We start from the raw sequence: 25,789 nt of genomic DNA, 5'->3' as shown, positions 1-25,789 counted from the left end.
TCCTCAGGAAGAAGCCTAGCCAACTTTACGTCGCACTGGCTATAAGGTGGTTCTCACGGGCCGCACGGTCCAATTGTACAAGCATCATCCGAGACATCATCATGAAAACACGCGCGGAACGGCAGGCACAACGGGCGAGCATGCCGAGGACCCAGCTTGCTGCTCATCACATGGAGAACGCAAGGCTGCTGCCGGATCGGGGCGAGTTGCTCTATCGTATCCCGAACGGCGGCATCGGTGTTGAAGTCGGAGCTGCCTTCGGGGAGTACACGGCCGAGATCCTCGAAAAGAACCGGCCAGCGCAGCTTTACCTGATCGATCCCTGGAGCATGGACCGCTATAGTTCGGGGCTCGATCAAATCCACAATCAGTTCAAAGACCAGATCGAGAGCGGGCAACTGCACCTGATGCAGGGCACATCGCTCGAAAAGCTCGCCGAGTTCGACGATGACTTCCTCGACTGGGCCTACATCGATACGGACCATTCCTTCGAGCTCACCTGGCAGGAACTCCTCCTTTGTGAGAAGAAAGTGAAACGAACGGGTAGAATCGCCGGGCACGATTTCTGCACCGGCAACACTGTGAAGCCGATCGTCTACGGCGTCGTCGAAGCGGTCACCAAATTCTGCAAGGATTATGGCTGGCAGTTCGAGTTCCTAACGGTCGAATCGCACGCGCATTTTTCCTACTGTCTGAAGCGTCTCTGACCTCAGGCCTTTCCGGCGTATTGCTCGTCGGTAACGTGTTCCATCCAGCCGGCGGCGCTGCCGTCAAGCGCTTCATGGATCGCGATGTGCGTCATCGCGGTATCGGGTGCGGCGCCATGCCAGTGTTTTTCGCCCGGCGCGAACCAGACCGTGTCGCCGGCGCGAATTTCACGAAGGGGCCCGCCCTCGCTCTGCGCCAGACCTTTTCCGGCGGTGACAATGAGGGTCTGTCCCAGCGGATGCGTGTGCCAAGCGGTTCGGGAACCTGGCTCAAAGGTAACGCTCACCACCCGCACCCGGGCCGGGCTCGGCGCATCCATCAATGGATCCTGGCGGACGGATCCCGTGAAATACTCTGCCGGCGCCTTCATCGAGGGTCGTGATCCGCGGGGTTTGATCTCCATCAGATTATCCTTTCGAACTTGACCTGCCCATCGGAGCCGACCGTAAGCCAAGCGTCCTCATCATCCAAGCGATGTATGGCTCGATCGCACAGCCTGTCCGGTTGAGCAGCAGGCCTTCGGTCGCCGGCCAGTGACGACGACGCGTCCGACGACAGCGGTATCCTGGCAAATCGGTCGCCGAGCGCGCCGTTTGCGTCGCTCTTCGGCAGAGATGGCGACGCTCGGCAGACGCCGCCCTATCTCCGTTGCAAGCGCTTGCTCCTTGCCTGGGCGACTGCTAGTGCCGAGGCATTTCATCACGCGGAGGATTTCCATGAAACAGCATTCTTTCGGTCACCTGCCCCACACCGTCACGAACATCGGTTTCGGCGCATGGCAGATCGGCGGCGCCTGGGGCGATGTCAGCGAAGCCGACGGTCGCGATGCGCTGAACGCGGCGCTCGACGCCGGCATGACCCTCATCGATACCGCCGACGTTTACGGCGATGGTCGGTCGGAAAAGATCATTGCCGACGTTCTCGACAGCCGCGGCGGCGAACGGCCGATGGTTGCGACCAAGGCAGGTCGGCGGCTCAATCCGCATGTTGCCGACGGCTACACCAAGGCCAATCTCGAAGGCTTCATCGATCGCAGCCTGACGAATCTGCGCGTCGACAGCCTCGACCTCGTGCAATTGCATTGCCCGCCGACCGAAGTGCTTTATCGCCCGGAGGTCTTCGACGGCCTGAATGAGTTGCAGAAGGCCGGCAAGATCAGGGGCTACGGCGTCAGCGTCGAAAAGGTCGAGGAAGCGCTGAAGGCCATCGAGTATCCTGGCGTCGTCAGCATCCAGATCATCTACAACCTCTTCCGCCAGCGGCCCGATCACCTGTTCTTCCAGGAGGCGCGACGGAAGAACATCGCGGTCATCGCCCGCGTGCCGCTCGCAAGCGGGTTGTTGTCCGGGAAGATCACTCGCGAGACGAAGTTTGCGAGCGACGATCACCGCAATTTCAATCGCCACGGCGAGGCCTTCGATGTCGGCGAGACATTTGCCGGCGTCCCCTTCGAGGTCGGCCTACAGGCGGTGGCGGAAGTGCGCAAGCTCGTGCCGGCCGGCGCAACAATGGCGGCCTTCGCGCTGCGCTGGATCCTGATGAGCGATGCGGTAACCGTCGTCATCCCCGGCGCACGCAACGCCGAACAGGCACGCGCAAACGCAAAAGCTGCAGGCCTCGCACCACTATCGCATGACGTGATGGACGCAACACGCGAGATCTACGAGCGGCTGGTCGCTCCCTATGTCCACCAGCGCTGGTAGGGCGCGACCACAAGAAAAAATGGCCGGGCGTAGACCCGGCCATTCTGTTTCCTTGATAGATCAATCTCAGTTCGTGCCGACGAGATTGACCGGGAAGAACAGCATTTCACCCGAGGAATCGTCGACGCCGTCATTGTCCGTGACGGCGTAGGCCTTGCCGGAGGCATCGAAAGCGAAGCCTTCGAGCTTGTCGAGAACATAGCCGTTGGTGGCGGCCTTTAACTCCGGAAGGAAGTCGTGAGCTTCAGTCTTCTTGACCACCGGCAACTCGCCGCCCAACTTGGCGGGCTTCAGATCTGATATCGCCACCTTGTAGAGCTTCTTCAGCTTTGCCGCGTCACCGACGAGATTGTCGCGTTCGATGATGTAGACGCTGTCGCCGTGAGCGGAGATTTCGGAAAGACCGACCCAGCCCCCTTCGGACTTGTCGAGCGGGTAGCGGACGCCACCCCACTCCTTGCTCTTCGGATTGTAGGAAACGAGTTTGACAAAGCCCTTCTGGTCATCCTTCCACTCACGTTGGACGGCCATCCAGAGCGTCGCGTCGTCGCCGGACCCGACGATCGTCACGCCTTCAAAGCCGTAGCGGATTTCGTTAGCCGCCAGCTCCTTCGGAAGTGCGATTTCTTCCTTGATCTCACCCTTCGGGTTGACGTGATATAGAGCGTGCGGCACCAGCTTCTCACTGTTGCCTTCCGACGCCAGCCAGACCCAACCCTTTTCATCGACAGCCACGCCCTCGATGTCGAGCTTCTGTGCCGGCTGGCCGTCGCGCTTTACGGTCAGCGCCTCGGTGATCACGGCCGGCTTCTTGGTTGCGTCAATCGTGTAGATCGTCGGCTGCATGCCGAGCACGCTGTCGCTGACGGCAAACAGCTGGCCCGGCTTGTCCGGAACGGCAGCAAGGCCGGAGAGCGCCGCGAAGCCAACCGGGTTGCCGTCCTTTTCGGCGGCAACAATCTTCGGATAGGCGATCTCACCCTCGGCAAGTTCATAGATCATCACATGCGACCGCGGGCCACCATCCTTGCCGAGATCGACTTCGTTGGCAGTCGCGAGGAGATTGTGGGACGGTACGGCGACTGCGCCCTCCGGCGAGACGCCAGATGGAAGGATCTGAACGAGTTGAGGCTCGGCACCGGTATCCTTGTAGACGCCGACGACCGAGGCGCGCTCTGCCAGCAGGAAGATATACTTCTGGCCACCGAACGTCGCCACCTCCAGGCCTTCCGGCTCAACGCCCTTGGCGGATGAACGCTTGTCCGGATAGTGACCGATATTGGCAACGGCGCGTTCGAAGGAGGCACCGGACTCATAGAGTACCTTGCCGGTCTTGTCGAAAATCGTGAAACCGCGCGAACCGCCTTGATAGTCGCCTTCGTTGGCGACGACCAGACGATCATTGTCGAGCCACTTCACAGCGTCCGGCTCGCGTGCGATGTTCTTGAGTTCACCGGTAAACGTCAGCGCGCCATCGCGCCTGGTGTCGATGCCTTCAAGATCGACGCTGCCCGCGGAGAAGTGCGTCTTCACAGACGCAGTCGCCGCGTCAATGATGACGATTTCGTTGTTTTCCTGAAGGGTTAGGGCGATCTCGTTCTGATCGTTGAAGGAGACGAATTCCGGTTCCGGATCGGCGGCCGCGACGCCGGCAAGTCCGGTCAGCGCGACGTGCTTGATCGAGCCGCAATCAACCGTGCCATCCTTGACCTGGAATACGACCAGGTCGCCTGCTGGCATCTGCGGAAGCTTGCCGTCGTTCGCCTCTTCGTCACGCTCGTTCTCGATCGCGATCGTGCCGAGGGTCTTGTCCTTGTTGAGCGCGATGGAATCCGGCTGACCGCCAAGATCACAGGTGCTCTCGATCTTCTCGGTGGCAACGTCGACGATCGCCAGGCGCCCCGAGGGCTTTGCCTTGCTCTCCGACGTATTGACGGCAACCAGCGCCTTGCCCGCGGCCGATGTCACGGATGTCGGCTCGCCGTCCATCATGAGCGCGCCACCGGCCTTTGGTGCCTTGGCGTCTGAGATATCGACAAAGCCGATCGCACCGAGCGGGCTATCGCTATAGATCAGCGTCATGCCGTCGTCGGTGGCCGTAATGATTTCCGCCGAAGTGGCCGAAAGCCTGTCTTTTCCCTCCGGCAGGTTGGATGCCACCGGGAAGGTTGCTATGCGGTTGAAAACGGGCTCTGCGGCTGCCGGTAAGGCCGCCGTCGTCAGAAGCGCGGCAACAACCGCTGTCTTGCGCGAAAATATTGGCATGAAATCCCCCATGAACTCAAACACAGGGTTTTTGCGGGACGGGCATGACAGCGCAATGACACCGGCAGTGTATTCCGGCTGCGTTAGCCGGCCCCCCGCTCCTTCTTCATTTCGTTCCGCATGATGAAGAGCGATGCCCCGAGGATCAGCAGCGCACCCAACCAGAGATAACCGGTCGGGGCATAGCCGAAGACCAACCAGCCGGCGAAAACATTCAGGGGAAGCTTCAGATCGTCAAAAGGCTGGACGTAGGCGGCATCGGCTGTGCTGTAGGCGAGCGTCAGGAAATATTGGGCAATGACGGTCAGCAGACCTGCCACGACAAAAAGGAGAAGCGTCAGGCCGGAGGGAATGCTGAAGCCGGCGGCCACCGCCAAGCCGCCGTTGATCGGAGTGAGGAGTGCCAGCAGCCAGACGGTGATGGTTTCCGGCCGTTCCACTCCGGTGAGACTCTTGGTGATCAGCGACGAGGCGCCCCAGAGCAGGGCTGAGAGGATCGGCAAAAACGCCGCCCAACTGAAGCTATCGGACCATGGCTGCAGGATGATCATCGCTCCGACGAAGCCGGTACCGGTCGCTGCCCACCTCGCGGAACCGATGTATTCACCAAGGAAGATACGCGCACCCATGATGATGAAGAACGGCGAGGTCATCACCAGCGCAATCGCCTGCCAGATCGGTACGGACGCGAGTCCCGCGACCCAGGTCGTCACGCCGAATGCAGCGAAGGCGACGCGCACGACATGGCGCCAGGGATAGCGCGTTCGCATCGCCCCGAAGCCGACGCGCCGGAGAAAGGGCAACGAGAAGACCAGCGCAATGGCATATTGCCAGAAGGCTGCCGAGGCCGAGGGAAAGGCGAGCTTCATCGTCAGCCACTGTGTGATGACATTGAGGATCGAGAAGGCGATGCCCGCGGCGACCATCCAGGCAGCACCGACCATCGCACGCGAGGCAGAAGATATTTGGGAAGTCTGATTCATGTCTTTCATCCGAAACCAACACAAATCAGGACGCATGAGCGCGATGTCGCGGCAAGGACAGATTTCGCCCTCGCCCGCTCGGCTCATTCTCTTTCATCCGGACTGTAACCGTCGGCTCCGGAGTTGCACCGGATCTGCTGACCCTTTCGGCAGATCGGCCGAAAGACGCTCGCGGGCTTGAGCCGAAGCCCTTACCGCCGGTGGGGACTTTCACCCCGCCCTGAGAACAACCATTTCATAGGACGGACCTCGTGTGCCGACAAGTCCACGAAATGCATAAAAAAAGGGTTCGGCCGTGGCCGAACCCTTCGAAACTTACACCGCCGGTCTCGTTGTCCGGCTGCCAAGCAAATTCATATCAGCCGTTTACGGCGTCCTTCAGGCCCTTGCCGGGCGTGAACTTCGGCACGTTGCGAGCCGGAATATCGACTTCAGCGCCGGTGGACGGGTTGCGGCCCTTCGTGGCAGCGCGATGGGAAACGGTGAAGCTACCGAAACCAGCGAGACGAACGTCGCCCTTGCCCTTCAGTTCAGCCTGGACGACTTCGAAAACAGCATCAACTGCGGAAGCAGCGTCGGTCTTCGAGAGTCCTGCCTTTTCGGCAACTGCGGACACGAGTTCATTCTTGTTCATGTTTCCACCCCTTTCTAAATGGTTCGAAACGACTCAAATCTATAAGCTAGGCGCAGAACGGAGTTCATCAGGCCCGCCGCACCCCAAAGACCCTGCAAATCAAGGAAATGCAAGCGTCTGCGTGTCGATTTCACAAAAAAAGGCTGGCGAAAACGCCAGCCTTTTCAGGGTTTTTAAGCAATTGGGCGCGAATGTGGCAAACATGGCTCAGTGAGCTATGGTTGCACCCGTTTCGTCGAGCCCTTCGACCGTTGCAATGACCGGCGTTTCCACCGTGCCATCCCACTCGATCGCCTCGGGTCTGCGGACCAGCGCATGCTTGATCACCTCGCCCATGCGGGACACCGGGATGATCTCCATGTTGTTCTTCACGTTGTCCGGAATCTCCGCCAGATCCTTGGCATTTTCTTCCGGGATCAGCACCTTCTTGATGCCGCCGCGAAGCGCTGCAAGCAGCTTTTCCTTCAGACCGCCGATCGGCAGCACGCGGCCGCGCAGCGTGATTTCACCGGTCATCGCGACGTTCCTGTCGACCGGGATACCGGTCATGATCGAGACGATCGCGGTTGCCATGGCGACACCGGCCGACGGACCATCCTTGGGCGTCGCGCCTTCCGGCACGTGCACGTGGATGTCGCTCTTGTCGAAGAGCGGTGGCTGGATACCGAAATCGACTGCGCGCGAGCGCACATAGGATGCCGCTGCGGAAATCGATTCCTTCATGACTTCCTTCAGGTTGCCGGTAACGGTCATGCGACCCTTGCCTGGCATCATCACGCCTTCGATCGTCAGCAGTTCGCCACCGACTTCCGTCCAGGCAAGACCGGTTACAACGCCGACCTGATCTTCGCGTTCGGCTTCGCCATGGCGGAAGCGCGGAACGCCCAGATAGTCGTCAATGTTCTCTGCGGTCACATGAACGGACTTCGTCTTGCCCTTGATGATCTCGGTGACCGCCTTGCGGGCGAGCTTCATCAATTCGCGTTCGAAGTTACGAACACCGGCTTCGCGGGTATACTGCTGGCTGATCGCCATCAGTGCATCGTCGCTGACCGAGAATTCGTTCGGCTGCAGCGCGTGTTCCTTGATGGCCTTCGGCAGCAGGTGCCGCTTGGCGATCTCGCGCTTTTCGTCCTCGGTATAGCCGGCGATACGGATGACTTCCATGCGGTCCATCAAAGGTGCAGGAATGTTCAGCGTGTTCGCCGTCGTGATGAACATCACGTCCGACAAGTCGTATTCGACTTCCAGGTAGTGATCCATGAAGGTCGAGTTCTGAGCCGGATCCAGCACTTCGAGCAGAGCCGACGACGGGTCGCCACGGAAATCCTGGCCCATCTTGTCGATTTCATCGAGCAGGAAGAGCGGATTGGACTTCTTTGCCTTCTTCATCGACTGGATGACCTTGCCGGGCATCGAACCGATGTAGGTGCGGCGGTGACCGCGGATTTCGGCTTCGTCACGAACGCCGCCAAGCGCCATGCGGACATACTCACGGCCGGTCGCCTTGGCGATCGACTGGGCGAGCGAGGTCTTGCCGACGCCCGGAGGGCCGACGAGGCACAGGATCGGACCCTTAATCTTGGTCGCGCGAGCCTGAACAGCCAGGTACTCGACGATGCGCTCCTTGACCTTGTCGAGACCGAAGTGATCGGCTTCGAGGATCTTCTCGGCGTTGTTGAGGTCTGACTTGATCTTCGACTTCTTGCCCCACGGAATACCCAGCAGCCAGTCGAGGTAGTTGCGGACCACGGTCGCTTCAGCAGACATCGGGCTCATCTGCCGCAGCTTCTTCAGCTCCGCATCGGCCTTTTCGCGGGCTTCCTTGGACAGCTTCGTCTTCGCAATGCGCTCTTCCAGTTCGGCCATCTCGTCGCGGCCTTCCTCGCCGTCGCCGAGCTCCTTCTGGATCGCCTTCATCTGCTCATTCAGGTAGTACTCGCGCTGGGTCTTCTCCATCTGGCGCTTGACGCGCGAGCGGATGCGCTTCTCGACCTGCAGAACCGAAATCTCGCCTTCCATGAAGCCGAGCGCCTTTTCGAGGCGAGCCTTGACGCTGGTGGTTTCCAGCATCTCCTGCTTTTCGGTGATCTTGATCGACAGATGCGAAGCGACCGTATCGGCAAGCTTCGAGTAGTCGTCGATCTGGCTGGCCGCGCCGACAACTTCCGGCGAGATCTTCTTGTTGAGTTTTACGTAGCTCTCGAATTCGGAGACAACCGAACGGCTCAGAGCTTCGAGTTCGACCGGATCGTCATGCGGCTCTTCGAGAACATGACCGAGGGCTTCATAGAAATCCTCGCGATCGGTGTAGGCATCGATCTCGGCGCGTGCGCGACCTTCGACCAGGACCTTGACGGTGCCATCAGGCAGCTTCAGCAACTGCAATACGTTGGCGACGGTGCCGACATTGTGGATGGCGGACGGTTCCGGGTCATCGTCGCTCGCGTTGATTTGTGTGACGAGCATGATCTGCTTGTCCGATCCCATGACCTCCTCCAGCGCACGGATCGACTTCTCGCGGCCGACGAATAGCGGCACGATCATATGCGGGAAGACGACGATGTCGCGCAGGGGCAAAACCGGATATGCAATGCTCGCAGCTGACGTTTTCTTCGTCATTTTATTTCCTTTCCATCGTCCCGTTGCCGGGCTCTTCTGGCGCGGCCACTAGAACCGGGCCGCACTCCACTTGAGACACAAGTGGAGGTTCTGACTATGCTTTTCAAGCTGCGCCATGGCCGGTGTCCCCTTGGACATGACAGCTATGCTACAACGGAACACCTTCACTCTGCAGCGCCAGACTGGACCGGCGCTTGCCACTTCCGCGCCGGCTAACACACAAGACCGAAACACACCAAACGGAATCATTCCATAATTGCCACGGACGCGGGAATCCGCAACGGCAGCAGAGGCGCTTTCCGACCTCTTTAGCAAGATTTATCAGGGTCGTGCACTGGTTTTGAAATAGAAAGGGGCCTGCCGACGGCAAGCCCCTTAAATTCACGGTTCGTATCGTAAAGATATCTCTAACGTCTCACGCCGAAGCGTTGGCCTTCTCGTCCTGGCGATCGGCGTAGATGTAAAGCGGACGGGCAGAGCCGCGTGCCACTTCCTCGGAGATAACGACTTCACGTACGCCTTCCAGCGCCGGCAGTTCGAACATCGTATCAAGCAGGATCTTCTCCATGATCGAGCGAAGGCCGCGAGCGCCGGTTTTGCGGACGATCGCCTTGCGGGCGATCTCGCGAAGAGCATCCTCGTGGAAGGTCAGTTCCACGTCTTCCATCTCGAACAGGCGCTGGTACTGCTTGATCAGCGCGTTCTTCGGCTCGGAAAGGATCTGGATCAACGCATCCTCGTCGAGATCCTCAAGCGTCGCCAAGACCGGCAGACGGCCGATGAACTCAGGGATGAGACCGAACTTGACCAGATCTTCCGGCTCTAGTTCACGCAGGACTTCGCCGACACGGCGGTCGTCTGGAGCCTTCACCGTTGCACCGAAGCCGATCGAGGTCTTCTCGCCGCGGGCAGAAATAATCTTGTCGAGGCCGGCAAAGGCGCCGCCGCAGATGAACAGGATGTTCGTCGTGTCGACTTGCAGGAATTCCTGCTGCGGATGCTTGCGGCCGCCCTGCGGGGGCACCGAGGCAACCGTGCCTTCCATGATCTTCAGAAGCGCCTGCTGAACGCCCTCACCCGAAACGTCGCGGGTGATCGACGGGTTGTCGGACTTGCGGGAAATCTTGTCAACTTCGTCGATGTAGACGATGCCGCGCTGGGCGCGCTCGACATTGTAGTCTGCAGCCTGCAGCAGCTTCAGGATGATGTTCTCGACGTCCTCGCCGACATAACCGGCTTCGGTCAGCGTCGTCGCGTCGGCCATCGTGAAGGGGACGTCGATGATGCGGGCGAGTGTCTGGGCAAGATAGGTCTTTCCGCAGCCGGTCGGGCCGACCAGCATGATGTTCGACTTCGCCAGTTCGACTTCGCTATTCTTCGTGGCATGCGCGAGGCGCTTGTAATGATTGTGAACGGCAACCGACAGGATCTTCTTCGCCTGGCGCTGACCGATGACATATTCGTCGAGAACCTTGATGATGTCCTGAGGCGTCGGGACGCCGTCACGGGACTTGACCATCGAGGATTTGTTCTCCTCGCGGATGATGTCCATGCACAATTCGACGCATTCATCGCAGATGAAAACGGTCGGTCCGGCAATAAGCTTCCGGACTTCGTGCTGGCTCTTTCCGCAGAAGGAGCAGTACAGGGTGTTTTTAGAGTCGCCGCCGTTGCTGCCGCTGACTTTGCTCATATCACTTTCCTTCCAGCACGCCGCATTTCAAGGTGAAATAACGGTCCACTCATTGGCCTGCTCCATGCTTGGAGCCCCAGCCGGCCAAGGCCGTTAAGGGGTACGAACCGGTCCAAACTATGCTGTCCTGGCTCCGGCGGCAACGAATTCCCCTTCGACTGCCGATGCTATGTCATAAAAATTCAACATAGCATTAATACTTGAGATTGCCGCACCCGCCACCGGGTTTCTTCCCTTGTTCGATCACAAATGAGATAGAACTGTGGCGGATACAACACCATCCCTACTTCTCACTAGGCGGCATCGCCTTCCATCTCGACACGAGATGTCAGGACCTTATCGATGACACCCCAGACCTGGGCCTCGTCCGCATCCATGAAGTGGTCGCGATCAAGGGTCTTTTCGACTTCCTCGTAGGTTCGACCGGTGTGCTTGACGTAAACTTCGTTGAGGCGGCGCTTCATCTTCAGAATATCGCGCGCGTGACGCTCGATATCCGATGCCTGGCCCTGGAAGCCGCCCGATGGCTGGTGCACCATGATGCGGGAATTCGGTGTGGCAAAGCGCATGTCCTTGTGGCCGGCAGCCAGCAGCAGCGAGCCCATGGAGGCGGCCTGGCCGATGCAGAGCGTCGAGACCGCAGGCTTGATGAACTGCATCGTATCGTAGATCGCCATGCCGGCTGTTACAACGCCGCCCGGAGAATTGATGTAGAGCGCGATTTCCTTTTTCGGGTTTTCGGCCTCGAGGAAAAGGAGCTGGGCGCAAACGAGCGTCGCCATGTGATCCTCGACCGGACCCGTCAGGAAGATGATGCGTTCCTTGAGCAGGCGCGAATAGATGTCGTAGGAGCGTTCACCGCGATTGGTCTGTTCCACGACCATCGGCACGAGGGCCATAGCGGTATCGACTGGGTTTCTCATGTGCGTCCTTTGTCAACGTCTGCCGGCTATGGCCGGGAATCAAAGAAAATGCCTTATCCCTACATAGAGCTTCCCTGCCCTCCTCTTCAAGACGCGCTGATGGATAACGTTAAGAGGGGCCGGTGCGATGCGAACAACTTTTCGCCCGATGTGGGGTCATTCTTGCAAATCGCCTCAAAGAGCGAGCGGCGATCACGCTGTCGCACAGCTTTTGTCGGCGTCAGGATGAACGAATTCTGAATCCGTTTGCGACTGTGCTGCGTTTACAGACCAGAAAGCCTAACGACAAGTCCGCACAAAAATGCACCGACGGGCCAAGCGCAATTAATGAAGTTGCCAGTTTCTTCCGAAAGAATGCGCGCAATGCAAGGGGTATTGCCGTGTTCAATATTACGACTGGATTAGCCATTTGGTGCTCGGAAGCCATGACGCTCGCGCTGGTAGCGTTCATGGCCTGGCGCCACAATGTCCGAAACAAGACCTATTTCCATTGGGGAATGGGTTTTCTTCTTAGCGGCGTGGGTTTTGCAATGGTGGCCCTGCGCGGGCAGATACCCGACATTCTCTCCATCGAAATCGGCAACGCGATCGCGCTATGTGGGCAGAGCGCGTGGGTTGTCGGATATCTGGCGCTTGACCGTCGCAAGCTCGAATGGTGGGCGCTGCTGCCCCCACTTGTGTGGCTGGGAGGCGTCTTCCTGCCGTGGGTCAACGACGACTACACCAATCGCGTCATTCTCTACAACCTCGCCTCGGCCACCGGCGCGACAGCGCTAGCAATGGCGGTGTGCACGGCCGCCCCGCGCAACGAGGGCTCGAGAAGCAAACTGGGTGCTATCTTTGTAATCCAGAGTCTCCTGTGCTTCGGCACGGCGGCGGCAATGGCGGTCATCGGTCCCACCGAGGCGGAAGCCGCCAATTTTGCGGGCGCCGCCGCCATGGCGACGGGCTTCCTGCTGACTTTGGCGTGCGCCCTCACCTGCCTTGTCATCATGGAACGCTCGGAGAAGCACCTTCGCATGCTCAGCCTGAGCGATTCACTGACGGGTGTCTTGAACCGACGCGGCCTTTTCGGCCGGTTCGATGCCATTCAGGAGAGCGCATTCCAAAACAACCGCCAGGTTGCCGTGCTGCTCTTCGACCTCGATCATTTCAAACGCGTCAACGATCGGTTCGGCCATCAGGCTGGCGACATCGTACTGACTGTCTTCGCGCGCATGGCCCGCCAGTTTGTTCCTACCGGAGCCTTCGGCCGCATGGGCGGCGAGGAGTTTGCTGCCTTCGCGACGGTGGCCGACCAGACCGAGGCGGAAGCGCTCGCAGAATCGATCCGCGCCGAATTCTGCCGGGTCCCGGTGAGCACCGGTGATGCGATCATTCCAGCAACGGTCAGCACCGGCGTCGCTCTTGCCTCGGCGATCGAGGCCAACAGGGACAAGCTGGTCTCGGCGGCCGATCGCGCGCTGTATGCCGCCAAGGCTGCCGGCCGCAACTGCACCGTCATCTTCGGTGAAGCCGAAGCTGCGGCACCGCCGCCTCCGGAACCAGATCAAACAAGTGGCGAACTCGTCCCCACGCTCGACGACCAGATTCACGCGCTTCGTCGCGTCGGTTCACTTTCCTGAAGTTGAACCATCTTTTCGAGGCTTGGCAAATCCGCTAAGCCTCGAGGCATGATGATCCCACCTTTTCTTTCCATCGATCTCGCCACGCGCCACGTCTCCCTCGACGCAAGCAATCCGGCTTTCTACAGCGATCCGAACGCCGTTTACGTCGCTTTGCACGCGCACTGCCCCACATTCTACTGGGAGCAGCAGAAGCAATGGTTTTTCACCGGCTACGACCATGTCAACAGCCTGCTTCGCGACCGTCGCTTCGGCCGCCAGATCCTGCATATCGCCACGCGCGAGGAGCTTGGCCTTCCCGAGCCGGATCAGCACGTGGCGAATTTCGATCTCGCCGAACGATACTCCTTGCTTGAGCTGGAGCCACCCGAGCACACCCGTCTTCGAACGCTCGTCAACCGCGCTTTTGTCTCTCGCCACGTCGAGAGGATGAAGCCGGAGCTTGCCGAGCTCGCCAACAAGCTCATCGACGGCTTCGAGAAAGACAACGAAGTCGAGCTGCTTTCGGCATTTGCCGATGTTATCCCGGTGACGATGATCGCCCGCATGATCGGCATTCCGGAGGAAATGGGACCGCAGCTCCTGAAGTGGTCGCACGCCTATATCCGCATGTATCTCTTCGGCCGCACCCGCCAGGACGAGGATGGCGCGGAACGGGCCGCGAAGGAGTTCTCGGATTATGTGAAGACGGTCATCGCGGAACGCCGCGCCAATCCGCGGGACGACCTGCTGACGCACATGATCCACACGGAGCACAAGGGCCAGTACCTGACCGAGGACGAACTTGTCTCGACGACGATCGTGCTGCTCAATGCCGGTCACGAGGCGACGGTCCACCAGATCGGAAACTCGGCCCGCATCATCTTGGAAAGCGGGCGCGATCCGGCCGGTCTCTTCAAGGACGAGGCGACCACCGAACGAACGGTGGAAGAGTCCTTGCGTATCTGCGCGCCGGTTCACATCTTCCAGCGTTGGGCGCTGGAACCTGGCGAAATCGACGGCATTTCGTTCAAGCGAGGCGACAAGGTGAGCCTCATTCTGGCCGCGGCCAATCTCGACCCGGCGAAATACAGCGATCCCCTGACGTTCAAGCCTGATCGGAACGAGGCTCCCAACCTCTCCTTTGGCGCGGGCATCCATTTCTGCATCGGGGCGCCGCTGGCAAGACTGGAACTGAACGTCGTCCTGCCAATTCTCTTCGAGCGGCTGCCAGGGCTCAGGCTCGTTCACACACCGATTGCAAAGGACGTCTACCACTTCCACGGACTGGATCGCCTGGATCTCGCCTGGTAGGCCACCGATAAAGGAACCCGCGCTCCGGAGAGAGCGCGGGCTTGTTCGTTGTTTTCTGGCGCCTTATAGCAATGCGCTATTCCGCAGCCTGCAGAGCCGGCACGCCGTCTACCGGTTCCAGCGGCAGCTTGCCGGCCATGGCAGCAGCAAACTTCGTCTGGTCAAGCTCATTTTCCCAGCGGGCGACGACGACCGTCGCAACGGCGTTGCCGACAAAATTTGTCAGCGCCCGGCATTCCGACATGAAGCGGTCGATGCCGAGGATCAGCGCCATGCCGGCAACGGGAACCGAGGGTACCACGGAGAGCGTCGCGGCAAGCGTGATGAAGCCGGCGCCGGTGATGCCGGCAGCACCCTTCGAGCTCAGCATCGCAACCAGCAGAAGCAAGATCTGGTCTGCCAGGGTCAGCGGCGTGTCCGTCGCCTGAGCGATGAAGAGGGCCGCAAGTGTCATATAGATGTTCGTGCCGTCGAGGTTGAAGGAATAGCCCGTCGGAATGACGAGACCGACGACAGAGCGCTTGCAGCCTGCCTGTTCCATCTTCGCCATGAGACCGGGAAGTGCCGCTTCCGAAGAGGACGTGCCGAGTACCAGCAGCAACTCCTCCTTGATGTAGCGGATCAGAGCCAGGATCGAGAATCCGTTGTACCGGGCAACAGCACCGAGAACGACGAGAACGAAGAGCAGCGACGTCAGGTAGAAGGTCCCGATCAGCATTGCCAGATTTGCAATAGAGCCGATGCCGTATTTGCCGATCGTGAAGGCCATGGCGCCAAAAGCGCCGATCGGAGCTGCCTTCATCAGGACCGCGACCAGCTTGAAGACCGGTGCCGTCAGGGCCTGCAGAAAATCGACGACCGGACGGCCGCGATCGCCGACCATGGCAAGCGCGATGCCGAACAGGACCGAGAAGAACAGCACCTGAAGAATGTCGCCGTCGGCAAAGGCACCAACGATAGTATTCGGAATGATGTTCATCAGGAAGCCCGTGACAGTCGTGTCATGAGCCTTCGCAGCGTAGCTTGCCACGGCCTTGGCATCCAGCGTTGCCGGATCGATATGCATGCCGGCGCCGGGCTGTATGACGTTGGCGACCAGCAGACCGACCGCCAGGGCCAGCGTCGAAAAGACGAGGAAGTAAAGCATCGCCTTGCCAGCAACGCGCCCGACCTTCTGCAGATCGGACATGCCGGCGATGCCGGTCGCGACCGTCAAGAAGATGACGGGGGCGATGATCATCTTGACGAGCTTGATGAAGGCATCGCCGAGTGGCTTCAGGGCGGTGCCTATGTCGGGATAGAAATGGCCGAGCAGGATACCAGCACAGATGGCGGCAAGAACCTGCACGTAGAGAAGCCGATAGAAGGGAACCTTGCCGCGCGGCTGCGCGACCGGAAGTGCTGCACCCATGATGTCCTCCATGTGCCCCAAAACCAACGTGGCCTCCCGGGGCGATTGCGTTACCAAGTCAACAGCCCACGCGGCTGTTTGCGGAGGTTTTGCAACATGCGTGCCAACTCATAGAGACCAGCCTTACATTATTGATTTATAATATTTTTTTCTCGGATACAGTTCATCGGATCGAAGACGTGCGCGTATTTTCGCACAAATTTATTTGACCTGAGTGCGAAATTACGCACACATTGCGTGATGCTTCAGTCGTCATCGATGTCAGGCTTGGGCTCTTTCGACCGTGTCCGCCGTCGGGCGCGGCGGATGTGGATTCTATTTGCCTCCGTTTCAGCCGCGCTCATCCTTGCCGCTCTGTTTGGTGCTGATGTTTATGGGCGGCGCTCCGCCATTGACGCGATTGAGGGCCAAAGCCGAACCGACGCCAACCTCAAGGTCGCACTCCTCAACGCAGTCCTGGAGAGACCTCGCGCGCTACCGCTGCTTCTTGCGGAAGACCAACAGGTTCTCGATGGCCTCTCCTCCAAAGGCAACGATGCGATCGACATATTGAACCGAAAGCTTGAGCGCCTCGTCACGGGAACACAGGCCGCTGTGCTCTACGTTATCGGCCCCAATGGCATTGCCGTATCCTCGAGCAATTGGCGCGAACCGATCAGTTTCGTCGGCAACGACTACGCCTTCCGCGACTACTTCCGAAAGGCGATGGAAGAAGGAACCGCCGAGCATTTTGCCCTGGGCAGTGTCAGCAAGCGCCCGGGCCTCTACATTTCCCGACGTGTGGGCAGTGCTGCTGCGCCGCTTGGTGTGGTCGTCGTGAAGCTTGAGTTCGACCGGCTTGAGAGTGACTGGCGCGACACGCATCGCCCGGTTTATGTCACGGATGATCGCGGCGTCGTTCTGATCACCAGCATTCCCTCCTGGCGCTTTATGATGAACAGGCCCGCGCCGGAGGCCGACCTTGCTGCCCTACGCGACAGCCTGCAGTTCGGCGATGCGCCGCTGGCGACATTGCCGATCATGCGCCCACAGCCCATCGACGCCGAGGCATCGCTTGTTTTCGCCGTTCTTCCCGGTGGTGGCGAGGGACAGTATCTGCGCCTCGCGACACCAGTCCCCACCACCCCATGGCATCTCGAATACCTTGTGCCCACCGACGCGCCGGTCGCGGCCTCGGTTCGTGAAATTCGGCTGCTGTCGCTGGCCGTCCTTCTGCCCTTTCTCGCCATCGCAGCGCTAATTCTGTGGAGACGCCAGGCGGCTGCGACGAAGATCGCGGCAGAACAGGCCATGCGCGAGGAACTGGAGCGGCGGGTGGTTGAGCGAACAGACGATCTCAGCCGGGCACGCGACAGTCTGCAAGCCGAGATCTCCGACCATCGGGAAACGGAAGCAAGGCTGCAGATCGTCCAGCAGGAGCTAGTGCAGGCAAACCGGCTCGCAATCCTTGGCCAAGTGGCCGCAGGCGTTGCGCATGAGATCAATCAGCCGGTCGCGACGATACGTGCCTACGCAGACAATGCCCGCGTCTTTCTGGAGCGCAAGCAAACCAATCCGGTCGACGAAAACCTCGAGGCGATCGCCGGCCTCACCGAAAGGATCGGCGCGATTACCGAAGAATTGAAGGCATTCGCGCGCAAAGGCCGAGTGGCGCCTGAGCCCGTGGAATTGCGTAGCGTCATCGATGGGGCTGTCGTCCTGCTGAAAAGCCGATTTGCCGGCCAGCTGGAAGCGCTCGATATTCGGCCGCCGCCCGCAGGGTTGTGCGTGCTCGGCAACCGGATCCGGCTTGAGCAGATTCTGATCAACCTCTTCCAGAACGCCTTGGAAGCCCTTGATGGGCGCACCGACGCGAAGGTCGACGTCTCTGTGACCGAGACGGATGACGAGGTTGCAATTGATGTTGCCGACAACGGCCCGGGCATTTCGTCTGCCATCCTGAAGTTGCTTTTCACCCCATTCAACACATCCAAGGAACGAGGCCTGGGTCTCGGCCTCGTCATTTCCAAAGACATCGTTGCCGACTACGGCGGCCGCATCGACGTGACGAGCGATGAAAACGGGACCTGCTTCACGGTGCATTTGCGGAAGGCCACGGAATGACCGATGTAACGCCGATCTTCCTCGTCGATGACGACAGGGACCTGTTGCGGGCAACCAAGCAGACGCTTGAACTCGCCGGCTTTTCCGTTTCCGCCTTTTCCGACGCTGGCGAAGCGCTGGCGGCATTGAACCCGGATTTCGCAGGCGTTCTCGTTTCCGATATCCGGATGCCACAAGTCGATGGCTTGCAACTCTTCAACCGCGTGCGACAGCACGACGAGGACCTGCCGGTCATCCTGGTCACCGGCCACGGCGACATTCCGATGGCGGTGAAAGCCATGCAAGATGGCGTCTACGACTTCATCACGAAACCCTTCGCGACAGACCGGCTTATCCAAAGCGTTCGGCGCGCTGCTGAAAAGCGCCGTCTGGTGATGGAGAACAGATCTTTGCGGAAAGCGACCGAACAGGCGCGCGACGACCTGCCGCTGATCGGCCAGACACCGGCGATGGAGCGGCTGCGCCACACCTTGCGGCAGATTGCCGATACCGATGTCGACGTTCTCCTGATGGGAGAAACCGGCAGTGGCAAGGAGGTGGTGGCAAGCCTGCTCCACCGCTGGAGCCGGCGCGCATCCGGCAATTTCGTTGCGCTCAACTGCGGCGCGCTGCCGGAAAGTGTGGTTGAAAGCGAGCTGTTCGGACATGAGCCGGGCGCTTTTACCGGCGCGCAGAAGAAACGCATCGGCCGTATTGAACATGCGAGCGGCGGAACGCTGTTTCTCGACGAGATCGAGAGCATGCCGCCGGCAACGCAGGTGCAGATGCTGCGCGTGCTCGAAATGCGCGAGGTTACGCCGCTTGGCACCAACGAGGTCAGACCCGTGGATCTGCGCGTTGTCGCAGCGTCCAAGATCGATCTCGGCGATCCCCGCCAACGCGGCGACTTTCGCGAGGATCTTTATTACCGCCTTAACGTCGTGACGATCTCCATTCCGCCGCTCAAGGAGCGCCGCGACGACATTCCACTTCTTTTCGGCTACTTCGCCGAGCGCGCCGCGAGCCGCTTCAAGCGGGACGTGCCCATGATCCCCTCATCGATCCACCGTCACCTGCGGGAACATGACTGGCCGGGCAACGTGCGTGAACTGTCACATTTTGCCGAGCGGTTTGTGCTGGGTGTCGGGCACGTCTCCGACCGTATTCCGGCAGCAGTACCGGAGGCGGATGAAGCCCTGTCACTGCCTGACAGGCTCGAACGCTATGAAGCTCACATCATTCGCGAAGCGCTGAACGCCAACGACGGCGACGTGCGTCGCACGATTGCGGACCTTGGCATTCCGAGAAAGACGTTCTACGACAAGCTCCAGCGCCACGGCATCGTCCGCAGCGATTTCGCGTCGTCTTCCGACAGGAGCTAGGTTGTCTTTCCAGCCTTTTGGAAAGGACAAGACGGAAACGCGTCGACGGACCGTCCTTGGGCACCTTGCTTCAGCCTGTTGCTGCGCTCAAATCAGAGCCGGATGACGTAGTCCTTGCGAGTCGTTTCAATAACTTCCCAGGTTCCCTTGAAGCCTGGCTTGAGGATCATGCGATCGCCCGCTCGAAGATGCACGGCATTGCCACCATCCTCTGTCACGATGGAGTATCCCGATAGCACGCTGAAATACTCCCACTCGTCATAAACGATGCGCCACTTGCCGGGGGATGCTTCCCATATGCCTGAGTAGAGGCCGCCATCGGCCTCCTCCAGATTCCAGGTCTTGAACCGCGGTTCGCCTGCCAGCACACGGTCGGCATCCGGGGCGCCGAACTCCGGTTCGACGCCATTGGTGTCAAAGGTCAGGTAATTTGCCATATCGTTTCATATCTTCGCGAGGGATTGCTCGAGGTCGGCGATGATATCCTTCACGTCCTCGATGCCGACCGAAAGGCGAACGACATCGGGTCCAGCACCGGCGGCGATCCTTTGCTCGTCCGTCAATTGGCGGTGCGTGGTCGACGCCGGATGGATCACGAGCGAGCGGGTATCGCCGATGTTGGCGAGATGCGAGAACAGCTCCAATCCTTCGACCAGCGTCTTACCGGCCTCGTAGCCGCCCTTGACGCCGAAGGTGAAGACGGAGCCGGCGCCCTTCGGCGAGTAGCGCTGCTGCAGCGCATGGTTGGGATCGTCATCAAGGCCGGAATAATTCACCCAGGCGATCTTGCTGTGTGCCTTCAACCACCTTGCGACAGCGATCGCGTTGTCGCTGTGGCGCTGCATGCGCAGCGGCAACGTCTCGATGCCCGTCAGGATCAGGAACGCATTGAAGGGCGAGATGGCCGGACCGAGATCGCGTAAACCGAGCACGCGGCAGGCGATGGCGAATGCGAAATTGCCGAAGGTCGAGTGCAAGACCACGCCGTTATATTCCGGTCGCGGGGCGGAGAGCATCGGGTAGTTGCCGGACTTCGACCAATCGAAGGTCCCGCCATCGACGATGATGCCGCCCATGGAATTGCCATGGCCGCCGAGGAATTTCGTCAGCGAATGCACGACGATATCGGCACCGTGTTCGATCGGCCGAATAAGATAGGGACTGGCCATGGTGTTGTCGACGATCAGCGGCAGGCCATGCCTGTGCGCCACCGCGGCGATCGCTGCGATGTCGACGAAGGTGCCGCCCGGATTGGCGAGGCTTTCGATGAAGATCGCACGCGTCTTGTCATCGATCTGGCTTTCGAAGCTTGCCGGCTCTGCGGAATCGCCCCAGCGAACCTCCCAGCCAAAATTATCGAAGGCATGGCCGAACTGGTTGATCGAACCGCCATAGAGCCGCTTCGCGGCCACGAAGTTCTCGCCGGGGCGCATGATCGTGTGGAAGACGATCACCTGCGCAGCGTGGCCGGACGCAACGGCGAGCGCCGCAGTGCCACCTTCGAGTGCCGCGACGCGCTCTTCGAGCACGGCCTGGGTCGGGTTCATGATACGGGTGTAGATGTTGCCGAATTGCTGCAGACCGAAAAGGGCGGCCGCATGATCCGAATCGTTGAAGACGTAAGCCGTCGTCTGGTAGATCGGCGTCGCGCGTGCGCCGGTCGCGGGGTCCGGCTGCGCCCCCGCATGGATTGCCAACGTATTGAAACCCGGACCGCTATTGGCCATGAAGCCCTCCCATTCAGCTTGATCGAATGGCGGCGAGCATAGCCGACGATCGCGAAAAGTTAATCGCGTTCCTTTTCAACCCAGGCACGTTATTTGAAAAATCCAACCCTTTAGCCGATCAGGCGTGGATACTCGATGGCCGGGCAGCGATCCATGACCACCTTGATGCCGGCCGCCTCTGCTCTTGCGGCTGCCGCATCATCACGCACGCCAAGCTGCGCCCATATCACCTTCGGTCGCGGGTTCATCGCCAATGCCTCATCGACAACTCCGGATAGATATTCCGAAGCCCGGAAGACCTCGACCATGTCTACGGGTCCAGGCACATCGGCGAGCCGGGCGTAGACCGTTTGGCTCTGGATCTGCTTGCCTGCCTGGCCAGGATTCACAGGGATGACGTTGTATCCCCGTGACAGCAGATAGCCCATCACGCCATTGCTCGGGCGAGCGGGATTCGGCGAAGCGCCGGTCAGGGCAATCGTCTTCACGGAACGCAAAATATCGAGGATGTAGTCATCCTCATATCGATAGTGATTCAAGGGCTTCGCCTCCAAGACAATCGCGTTTGTTTCGCGCTTCGTTGAAACCAGCAGGTCGTTTGCGCGTATATAGGAATTTAGGACGCCGACGGAGGATGTTCTTATGAGAAAATTGGTTGTCGTGGTCGCCTTTGTCATAGTCGCCTCCCCGGCGCTTGCCATTTCGCGATACAATTCCCTCACGATGAGCTGCCAGGCAGCGCGCGCAGCGATCCACAATGAGGGCGCTGTGATTTTGCAGTATCCGTCGAAGCGGGTGCCCGGCATGACACTGTTCGACCGCTACATTCGTAACAGCAATTATTGCGACGCCAACAAATACGCCGAATGGACGACCATACCGACAAAGGACAATCCGAGGTGCCGTGTCCTGAATTGCCAGAATATCGACAACCTCGACGGGATGTTTATCATCCCCTATTACTCGCTGTAAAAGTCGGCTCCTGCTAAACTAAATCGTGATGTGCGAACCTTGCTGACACAAGTGCGCGCTCCACGAAGATCGGGATGATCGAAGGATTTCGTGATGGGTTTGTCACACTCCTGTAAAATTCGAAGCGACACGCCCGTATCCGACGTCATGGTTCTATGTATATCCTGTATATGTTCACATATGTTCTTGCGTATGTTAGCAACGCCTCATAGTTGAATAAGCGAGCGCCAAATAAACACTTGTGGTGTACGTTCCTCTTTTTGTCGGGCTAGGAAACGGCAGCTTCCGGTTGCCTAACACACAAGAGAACAGAAGCGCGCTCCCTCGCTTCATCAAACGGGATTGCTTTTTACCGACAGCGGCGTAACAAGCATTTCTCAATTGCTGTTTTCACACCATCTGGTGGTCTTTTTTGCCGCTCCACGTCATTTTGCTCGTTCTGTTTGGTGCTCTGCTGCACGCGACATGGAACGCCATGATCAAGGCGGGCACGGACAAGTCGCTGGATGCCAGCCTGATATCGGCGGGCGGCGCCGTTTGCGCCCTTCCCTTCCTGATGTTCCTGCCACTGCCGAACTCGGAGGCGTGGCCCTTCATCGGCGCTTCGGCCGTGCTGCAATTTGTGTATTTCCAGCTTGTTGCCGGCGCCTATCGTGCAGGCGATATCGGCCTCGTCTATCCGCTGATGCGCGGGTGCGCGCCGCTCCTGATTGTAGCCACCAGCGGCTTCGTTCTGGATGAGAAACTGTCGACGGGCGCTCTCATCGGCACGATGACGATCTGCGCTGGTATCCTGACGCTGGCTTTCGAGGCGCGAAAAGGCAGCGGGCACGCGATCAGGCTAGCGCTCGCCAATGCGTGTGTCATTGCGACCTACACCTATGTGGACGGCATCGGCGCCCGCGTCTCCGGCAATGCGGTGTCGTATACCCTGTGGATGTCGCTATTGCCGCCCGTGCTGCTCTTCGCCTGGGCGATTTCCAAGCGGGGCGCCGTCGCAGTCGCCGTGCACGTCCGCTACAACTGGGGGCGTGGCCTGATCGGCGGCGGCGGATCGATTGCGTCCTACGGCCTCGCGCTTTGGGCAATGACCAAAGCGCCCGTCGCAACGGTTGCGGCGCTGCGCGAGACGTCGATCCTCTTCGCCCTGCTGATTTCGGTCATCGTGCTGAAGGAAAGGGCGAGTCCCTGGCGCTATCTCGCCGGCGCAATCATCGCGCTCGGTGGGCTGATCCTGAAACTCGGCTAACTATTCGCCGGTCCACTGCGGCATGCGCTTGGAAAGGAAGGCTCCGATCCCCTCTTCGGCATCGGCCGTTAACATATTGTCGACCATGACTTGCGCGGCGTAGCCGTAAGCGTCTTCGATCGGCATTTCGAGCTGGCGATAGAATGCCTCCTTGCCGATCTTCAGCGTCAGCGGCGATTTGCTTGCAATGACTTCCGCATATTTGGCGACGACCTGCGTCAGATACTGCTTCGGCACGATGCGGTTCACGAGGCCGAAATCCTTGGCGGTAGAGGCGTCGATCGTCTCGCCGGTAAGCAGCATTTCCATCGCCTGCTTGCGATGCGCTGCCCGCGAGACCGCCACCATCGGCGTCGAGCAGAACAGGCCGATATTGACGCCCGGCGTGCAGAAGGTCGCCGTATCGGTGCAGATCGCGAGGTCGCAGGAAGCGACCAACTGGCAGCCGGCGGCGGTTGCAAGGCCGTCGATCTCCGCAATGACAGGCTTCGACAGGCGCGTGATCTCCAGCATGAGATCAGCTGCCAATGCGAAGGTTTCTTCGAAGAATGCCTCGCCGCCATCCTCATCGGCGCGATGCGCGGTCAACTCCTTGAGGTCGTGACCAGCGGAAAAGACATTGCCCGTCGACGCGATGATGACCACGCGAACTGCAGCGTCTTCTGCGACACTCTGGAGTTCACCGATCAGGGTCTCCATGACGGCGATCGAGAGTGCATTTGCGGGCGGATTGCTGAGCGTCAGCCGCAGCACGCCGTCGCTCAACTGCGGAATGACGAGCGCGCCATCGCCGGCTTTGCTCTGGTCCTTTCGAAAGGATACGACTTCGGCCATGGTCTAACTCCCTGCATTGCTTTTTCGTGCTAATTGTTCTGCCACAGGCGACAAGCAATTTCGAGGCAAAGTCATGCGGCCGATCATGACGATCGACGAGCTTCACCGTTTTTTAGATACGGACTTTCCGCAGATCCACACGGATGGGCGCGTGTTCACGATTACCGAGATCGGGTCCGGCAGCGTCTCGATGCGGCTCGACCCGAGCGAGAGGCATTTGCGACCCGGCGGCACCGTGTCCGGGCCGGCCCTCTTCACCTTGGCGGACGTGACGGCCTATGCGGCAGTGCTGGCGCATATCGGGCCGGTCGCGCTGGCGGTTACCACCAATCTCAGCATCAATTTCCTGCGACCACCAAAGCTGAGCCCGACGACCTGCACCTGCCGGATTCTCAAACTTGGCAAGCGCCTCGCCGTCATCGACGCCTCGATTTTCCAGGAAAATGCGGATGAGTTGATCGCCCACGCGACCGCGACTTACTCCATTCCGCCACGAGAAACATGCGGTAACTCAATACCACACATTTAACGCATTGATTTTCCTTGTGAATTTTTACGGAACACAAACCTGACAATATTGACCGCAGTCCGCTTTGCCTCTATACACACCGCCAGAAATGCAGCCTTTCCCGGCTGCTTTCTTTTTGGTGTGTCTTCGGACATCCAAACCAAGCAACAAGAAACGCCCTCTCGCCTTCGGGCCGAGGGATCCAAAAGAGAGTAACAACTATGGCAACCTTCTCCCAGAAGCCTGCAGAGGTGGAGAAGAAGTGGGTCATCATCGACGCCGAAGGGCTTGTCGTTGGTCGTCTCGCTTCTGTTATCGCTATGCGTCTGCGTGGCAAGCACAAGGCTACCTTCACGCCTCACGTTGACGACGGCGACAACGTTATCGTCATCAATGCCGACAAGGTCGTTTTCACCGGCAAGAAGTACTCCGACAAGGTTTACTACTGGCACACCGGTTTTGCCGGCGGCATCAAGGAGCGTACCGCTCGCCAGATCATCGAAGGCCGCTTCCCGGAGCGCGTTCTCGAGAAGGCTGTTGAGCGCATGGTTCCGCGCGGCCCGCTCGGCCGTCGCCAGATGAAGAACCTCCGCGTTTACGCCGGTTCCAACCATCCTCACGAAGCCCAGCAGCCAGTCGCTCTCGACGTGGCCAAGCTGAACAAAAAGAATGTAAGGAGCGCCTAAGAATGGCTGACCTCTCCTCCCTGAAGGATCTCGGCACGTCCGAAGCAGCTGCTGCTCCGGTTCACGTCCGTAAGGTCGACTCGCTTGGCCGTTCCTACGCGACCGGCAAGCGCAAGAACGCCGTCGCCCGCGTTTGGCTCAAGCCGGGTTCCGGCAAGATCATCGTCAACGGCAAGGAATTCGCGGAATACTTCGCGCGCCCGGTTCTGCAGATGATTCTGCGTCAGCCGATCGTCGCGGCTGCCCGTGACGGCCAGTTCGACATCATTGCAACGGTTGCAGGCGGCGGTCTTTCTGGCCAGGCCGGTGCCGTTCGTCACGGTCTTTCCAAGGCTCTCACCTACTTCGAGCCGGGCCTGCGCTCGGTCCTGAAGAAGGGCGGCTTCCTGACCCGCGACAGCCGCGTTGTTGAACGTAAGAAGTACGGCAAGGCCAAGGCCCGCCGTTCGTTCCAGTTCTCGAAGCGTTAATCGCTACTGGAATACGGAA

General features: G+C 59.5%; 23 protein-coding genes and 1 riboswitch. Of the genes, 11 read left to right on the top strand and 12 right to left on the bottom strand.

Annotation, left to right across the window (positions count from 1 at the left end):
* Positions 1–101: 101 nt before the first annotated feature.
* Positions 102–707, top strand: a complete 606-nt coding sequence (locus ACSQ9D_RS05555) for a class I SAM-dependent methyltransferase (protein ID WP_037117437.1) — start codon at positions 102–104, stop codon at positions 705–707.
* 2 nt (positions 708–709) lie between these two features.
* Here the strand turns inward: ACSQ9D_RS05555 and ACSQ9D_RS05550 are convergent, their stop codons facing one another.
* Positions 710–1,111, bottom strand: coding sequence for a (R)-mandelonitrile lyase (locus tag ACSQ9D_RS05550; RefSeq protein ID WP_436281447.1), 402 nt, complete (start codon positions 1,109–1,111; stop codon positions 710–712).
* Between the two features lie 313 nt (positions 1,112–1,424).
* Here ACSQ9D_RS05550 and ACSQ9D_RS05545 point away from each other — a divergent pair, with 313 nt between their 5' ends.
* The gene (locus tag ACSQ9D_RS05545; RefSeq protein ID WP_436281446.1) at positions 1,425–2,411 is read left to right on the top strand and encodes an aldo/keto reductase; all 987 of its coding nucleotides are present in this window, start codon (positions 1,425–1,427) and stop codon (positions 2,409–2,411) included.
* A gap of 66 nt (positions 2,412–2,477) precedes the next feature.
* Here the strand turns inward: ACSQ9D_RS05545 and ACSQ9D_RS05540 are convergent, their stop codons facing one another.
* The 6 genes from ACSQ9D_RS05540 to clpP form a co-directional block, all read right to left on the bottom strand.
* Complete coding sequence (locus ACSQ9D_RS05540) at positions 2,478–4,688, bottom strand: esterase-like activity of phytase family protein (protein ID WP_436283767.1); 2,211 nt, start codon at positions 4,686–4,688, stop codon at positions 2,478–2,480.
* 71 nt (positions 4,689–4,759) lie between these two features.
* Positions 4,760–5,659 (bottom strand): DMT family transporter, encoded by a 900-nt coding sequence (locus tag ACSQ9D_RS05535; RefSeq protein WP_436281445.1) that lies wholly within the window; start codon positions 5,657–5,659, stop codon positions 4,760–4,762.
* 81 nt (positions 5,660–5,740) lie between these two features.
* A riboswitch (FMN riboswitch) is annotated at positions 5,741–5,891 on the bottom strand.
* 126 nt (positions 5,892–6,017) lie between these two features.
* Positions 6,018–6,293, bottom strand: coding sequence for a DNA-binding protein HupB (gene hupB, locus ACSQ9D_RS05530; protein ID WP_007531759.1), 276 nt, complete (start codon positions 6,291–6,293; stop codon positions 6,018–6,020).
* A gap of 207 nt (positions 6,294–6,500) precedes the next feature.
* Positions 6,501–8,915, bottom strand: a complete 2,415-nt coding sequence (lon, locus tag ACSQ9D_RS05525; RefSeq protein ID WP_436281444.1) for an endopeptidase La — start codon at positions 8,913–8,915, stop codon at positions 6,501–6,503.
* A gap of 415 nt (positions 8,916–9,330) precedes the next feature.
* Positions 9,331–10,608, bottom strand: coding sequence for an ATP-dependent Clp protease ATP-binding subunit ClpX (clpX, locus tag ACSQ9D_RS05520; RefSeq protein ID WP_007792128.1), 1,278 nt, complete (start codon positions 10,606–10,608; stop codon positions 9,331–9,333).
* Between the two features lie 293 nt (positions 10,609–10,901).
* Positions 10,902–11,531, bottom strand: a complete 630-nt coding sequence (gene clpP, locus ACSQ9D_RS05515) for an ATP-dependent Clp endopeptidase proteolytic subunit ClpP (RefSeq protein WP_037117430.1) — start codon at positions 11,529–11,531, stop codon at positions 10,902–10,904.
* Positions 11,532–11,956: 425 nt separating this feature from the next.
* On the opposite strand from clpP, the gene ACSQ9D_RS05510 reads away from it, so the two are divergent.
* Positions 11,957–13,156 carry a GGDEF domain-containing protein gene (locus ACSQ9D_RS05510; RefSeq protein ID WP_436281443.1) on the top strand — a complete coding sequence of 400 codons (1,200 nt, stop codon included), beginning with the start codon at positions 11,957–11,959 and terminating at the stop codon, positions 13,154–13,156.
* 48 nt (positions 13,157–13,204) lie between these two features.
* Positions 13,205–14,449 carry a cytochrome P450 gene (locus ACSQ9D_RS05505; protein WP_436281442.1) on the top strand — a complete coding sequence of 415 codons (1,245 nt, stop codon included), beginning with the start codon at positions 13,205–13,207 and terminating at the stop codon, positions 14,447–14,449.
* Positions 14,450–14,525: 76 nt separating this feature from the next.
* Here the strand turns inward: ACSQ9D_RS05505 and ACSQ9D_RS05500 are convergent, their stop codons facing one another.
* A complete protein-coding gene (locus tag ACSQ9D_RS05500; protein ID WP_436281441.1) occupies positions 14,526–15,860 on the bottom strand; it encodes a dicarboxylate/amino acid:cation symporter in 1,335 nt (444 codons plus the stop codon).
* A gap of 240 nt (positions 15,861–16,100) precedes the next feature.
* Between ACSQ9D_RS05500 and ACSQ9D_RS05495 the strand changes: the two genes are divergently transcribed.
* Positions 16,101–17,963, top strand: a complete 1,863-nt coding sequence (locus ACSQ9D_RS05495) for a sensor histidine kinase (protein WP_436281440.1) — start codon at positions 16,101–16,103, stop codon at positions 17,961–17,963.
* On the top strand, positions 17,960–19,324 hold the full coding sequence (locus ACSQ9D_RS05490) for a sigma-54-dependent transcriptional regulator (protein ID WP_436281439.1): 1,365 nt from the start codon (positions 17,960–17,962) through the stop codon (positions 19,322–19,324). Before ACSQ9D_RS05495 ends, ACSQ9D_RS05490 begins: the two co-directional genes overlap by 4 nt.
* A gap of 92 nt (positions 19,325–19,416) precedes the next feature.
* On the opposite strand, the gene ACSQ9D_RS05485 is transcribed toward ACSQ9D_RS05490, so the two are convergent.
* From ACSQ9D_RS05485 to ACSQ9D_RS05475, 3 genes are all read right to left on the bottom strand, one after another.
* Positions 19,417–19,761, bottom strand: a complete 345-nt coding sequence (locus ACSQ9D_RS05485) for a cupin domain-containing protein (protein ID WP_436281438.1) — start codon at positions 19,759–19,761, stop codon at positions 19,417–19,419.
* Positions 19,762–19,767: 6 nt separating this feature from the next.
* Positions 19,768–21,051, bottom strand: coding sequence for an O-acetylhomoserine aminocarboxypropyltransferase (locus ACSQ9D_RS05480; protein ID WP_436281437.1), 1,284 nt, complete (start codon positions 21,049–21,051; stop codon positions 19,768–19,770).
* Positions 21,052–21,161: 110 nt separating this feature from the next.
* Positions 21,162–21,590 (bottom strand): CoA-binding protein, encoded by a 429-nt coding sequence (locus ACSQ9D_RS05475; protein WP_436281436.1) that lies wholly within the window; start codon positions 21,588–21,590, stop codon positions 21,162–21,164.
* A gap of 103 nt (positions 21,591–21,693) precedes the next feature.
* Between ACSQ9D_RS05475 and ACSQ9D_RS05470 the strand changes: the two genes are divergently transcribed.
* Both ACSQ9D_RS05470 and ACSQ9D_RS05465 read left to right on the top strand, forming a co-directional pair.
* Positions 21,694–22,023 carry a hypothetical protein gene (locus ACSQ9D_RS05470; protein WP_436281435.1) on the top strand — a complete coding sequence of 110 codons (330 nt, stop codon included), beginning with the start codon at positions 21,694–21,696 and terminating at the stop codon, positions 22,021–22,023.
* A gap of 412 nt (positions 22,024–22,435) precedes the next feature.
* Positions 22,436–23,272, top strand: coding sequence for an EamA family transporter (locus tag ACSQ9D_RS05465; RefSeq protein WP_436281434.1), 837 nt, complete (start codon positions 22,436–22,438; stop codon positions 23,270–23,272).
* Here ACSQ9D_RS05465 and ACSQ9D_RS05460 read toward each other — a convergent pair whose 3' ends face one another.
* Complete coding sequence (locus tag ACSQ9D_RS05460) at positions 23,273–24,106, bottom strand: enoyl-CoA hydratase (RefSeq protein ID WP_436281433.1); 834 nt, start codon at positions 24,104–24,106, stop codon at positions 23,273–23,275.
* 73 nt (positions 24,107–24,179) lie between these two features.
* Between ACSQ9D_RS05460 and ACSQ9D_RS05455 the strand changes: the two genes are divergently transcribed.
* From ACSQ9D_RS05455 to rpsI, 3 genes are all read left to right on the top strand, one after another.
* A complete protein-coding gene (locus ACSQ9D_RS05455) occupies positions 24,180–24,635 on the top strand; it encodes a PaaI family thioesterase (RefSeq protein ID WP_436281432.1) in 456 nt (151 codons plus the stop codon).
* Positions 24,636–24,835: 200 nt separating this feature from the next.
* Positions 24,836–25,300: a 50S ribosomal protein L13 gene (rplM, locus tag ACSQ9D_RS05450; RefSeq protein ID WP_024314747.1), complete on the top strand. Its 465-nt coding sequence runs from the start codon at positions 24,836–24,838 to the stop codon at positions 25,298–25,300.
* A 2-nt stretch (positions 25,301–25,302) separates the two neighbouring features.
* Positions 25,303–25,770 (top strand): 30S ribosomal protein S9, encoded by a 468-nt coding sequence (gene rpsI, locus ACSQ9D_RS05445; RefSeq protein WP_037117410.1) that lies wholly within the window; start codon positions 25,303–25,305, stop codon positions 25,768–25,770.
* The last annotated feature ends 19 nt before the right edge of the window (positions 25,771–25,789 follow it).

This window comes from Rhizobium sp. LjRoot258 (assembly GCF_964254185.1).
Classification (GTDB): Bacteria; Pseudomonadota; Alphaproteobacteria; order Rhizobiales; family Rhizobiaceae; genus Rhizobium.
Note: the sequence above shows the minus strand (reverse complement) of the source record. Positions and strands in the feature narration are given on the sequence as shown.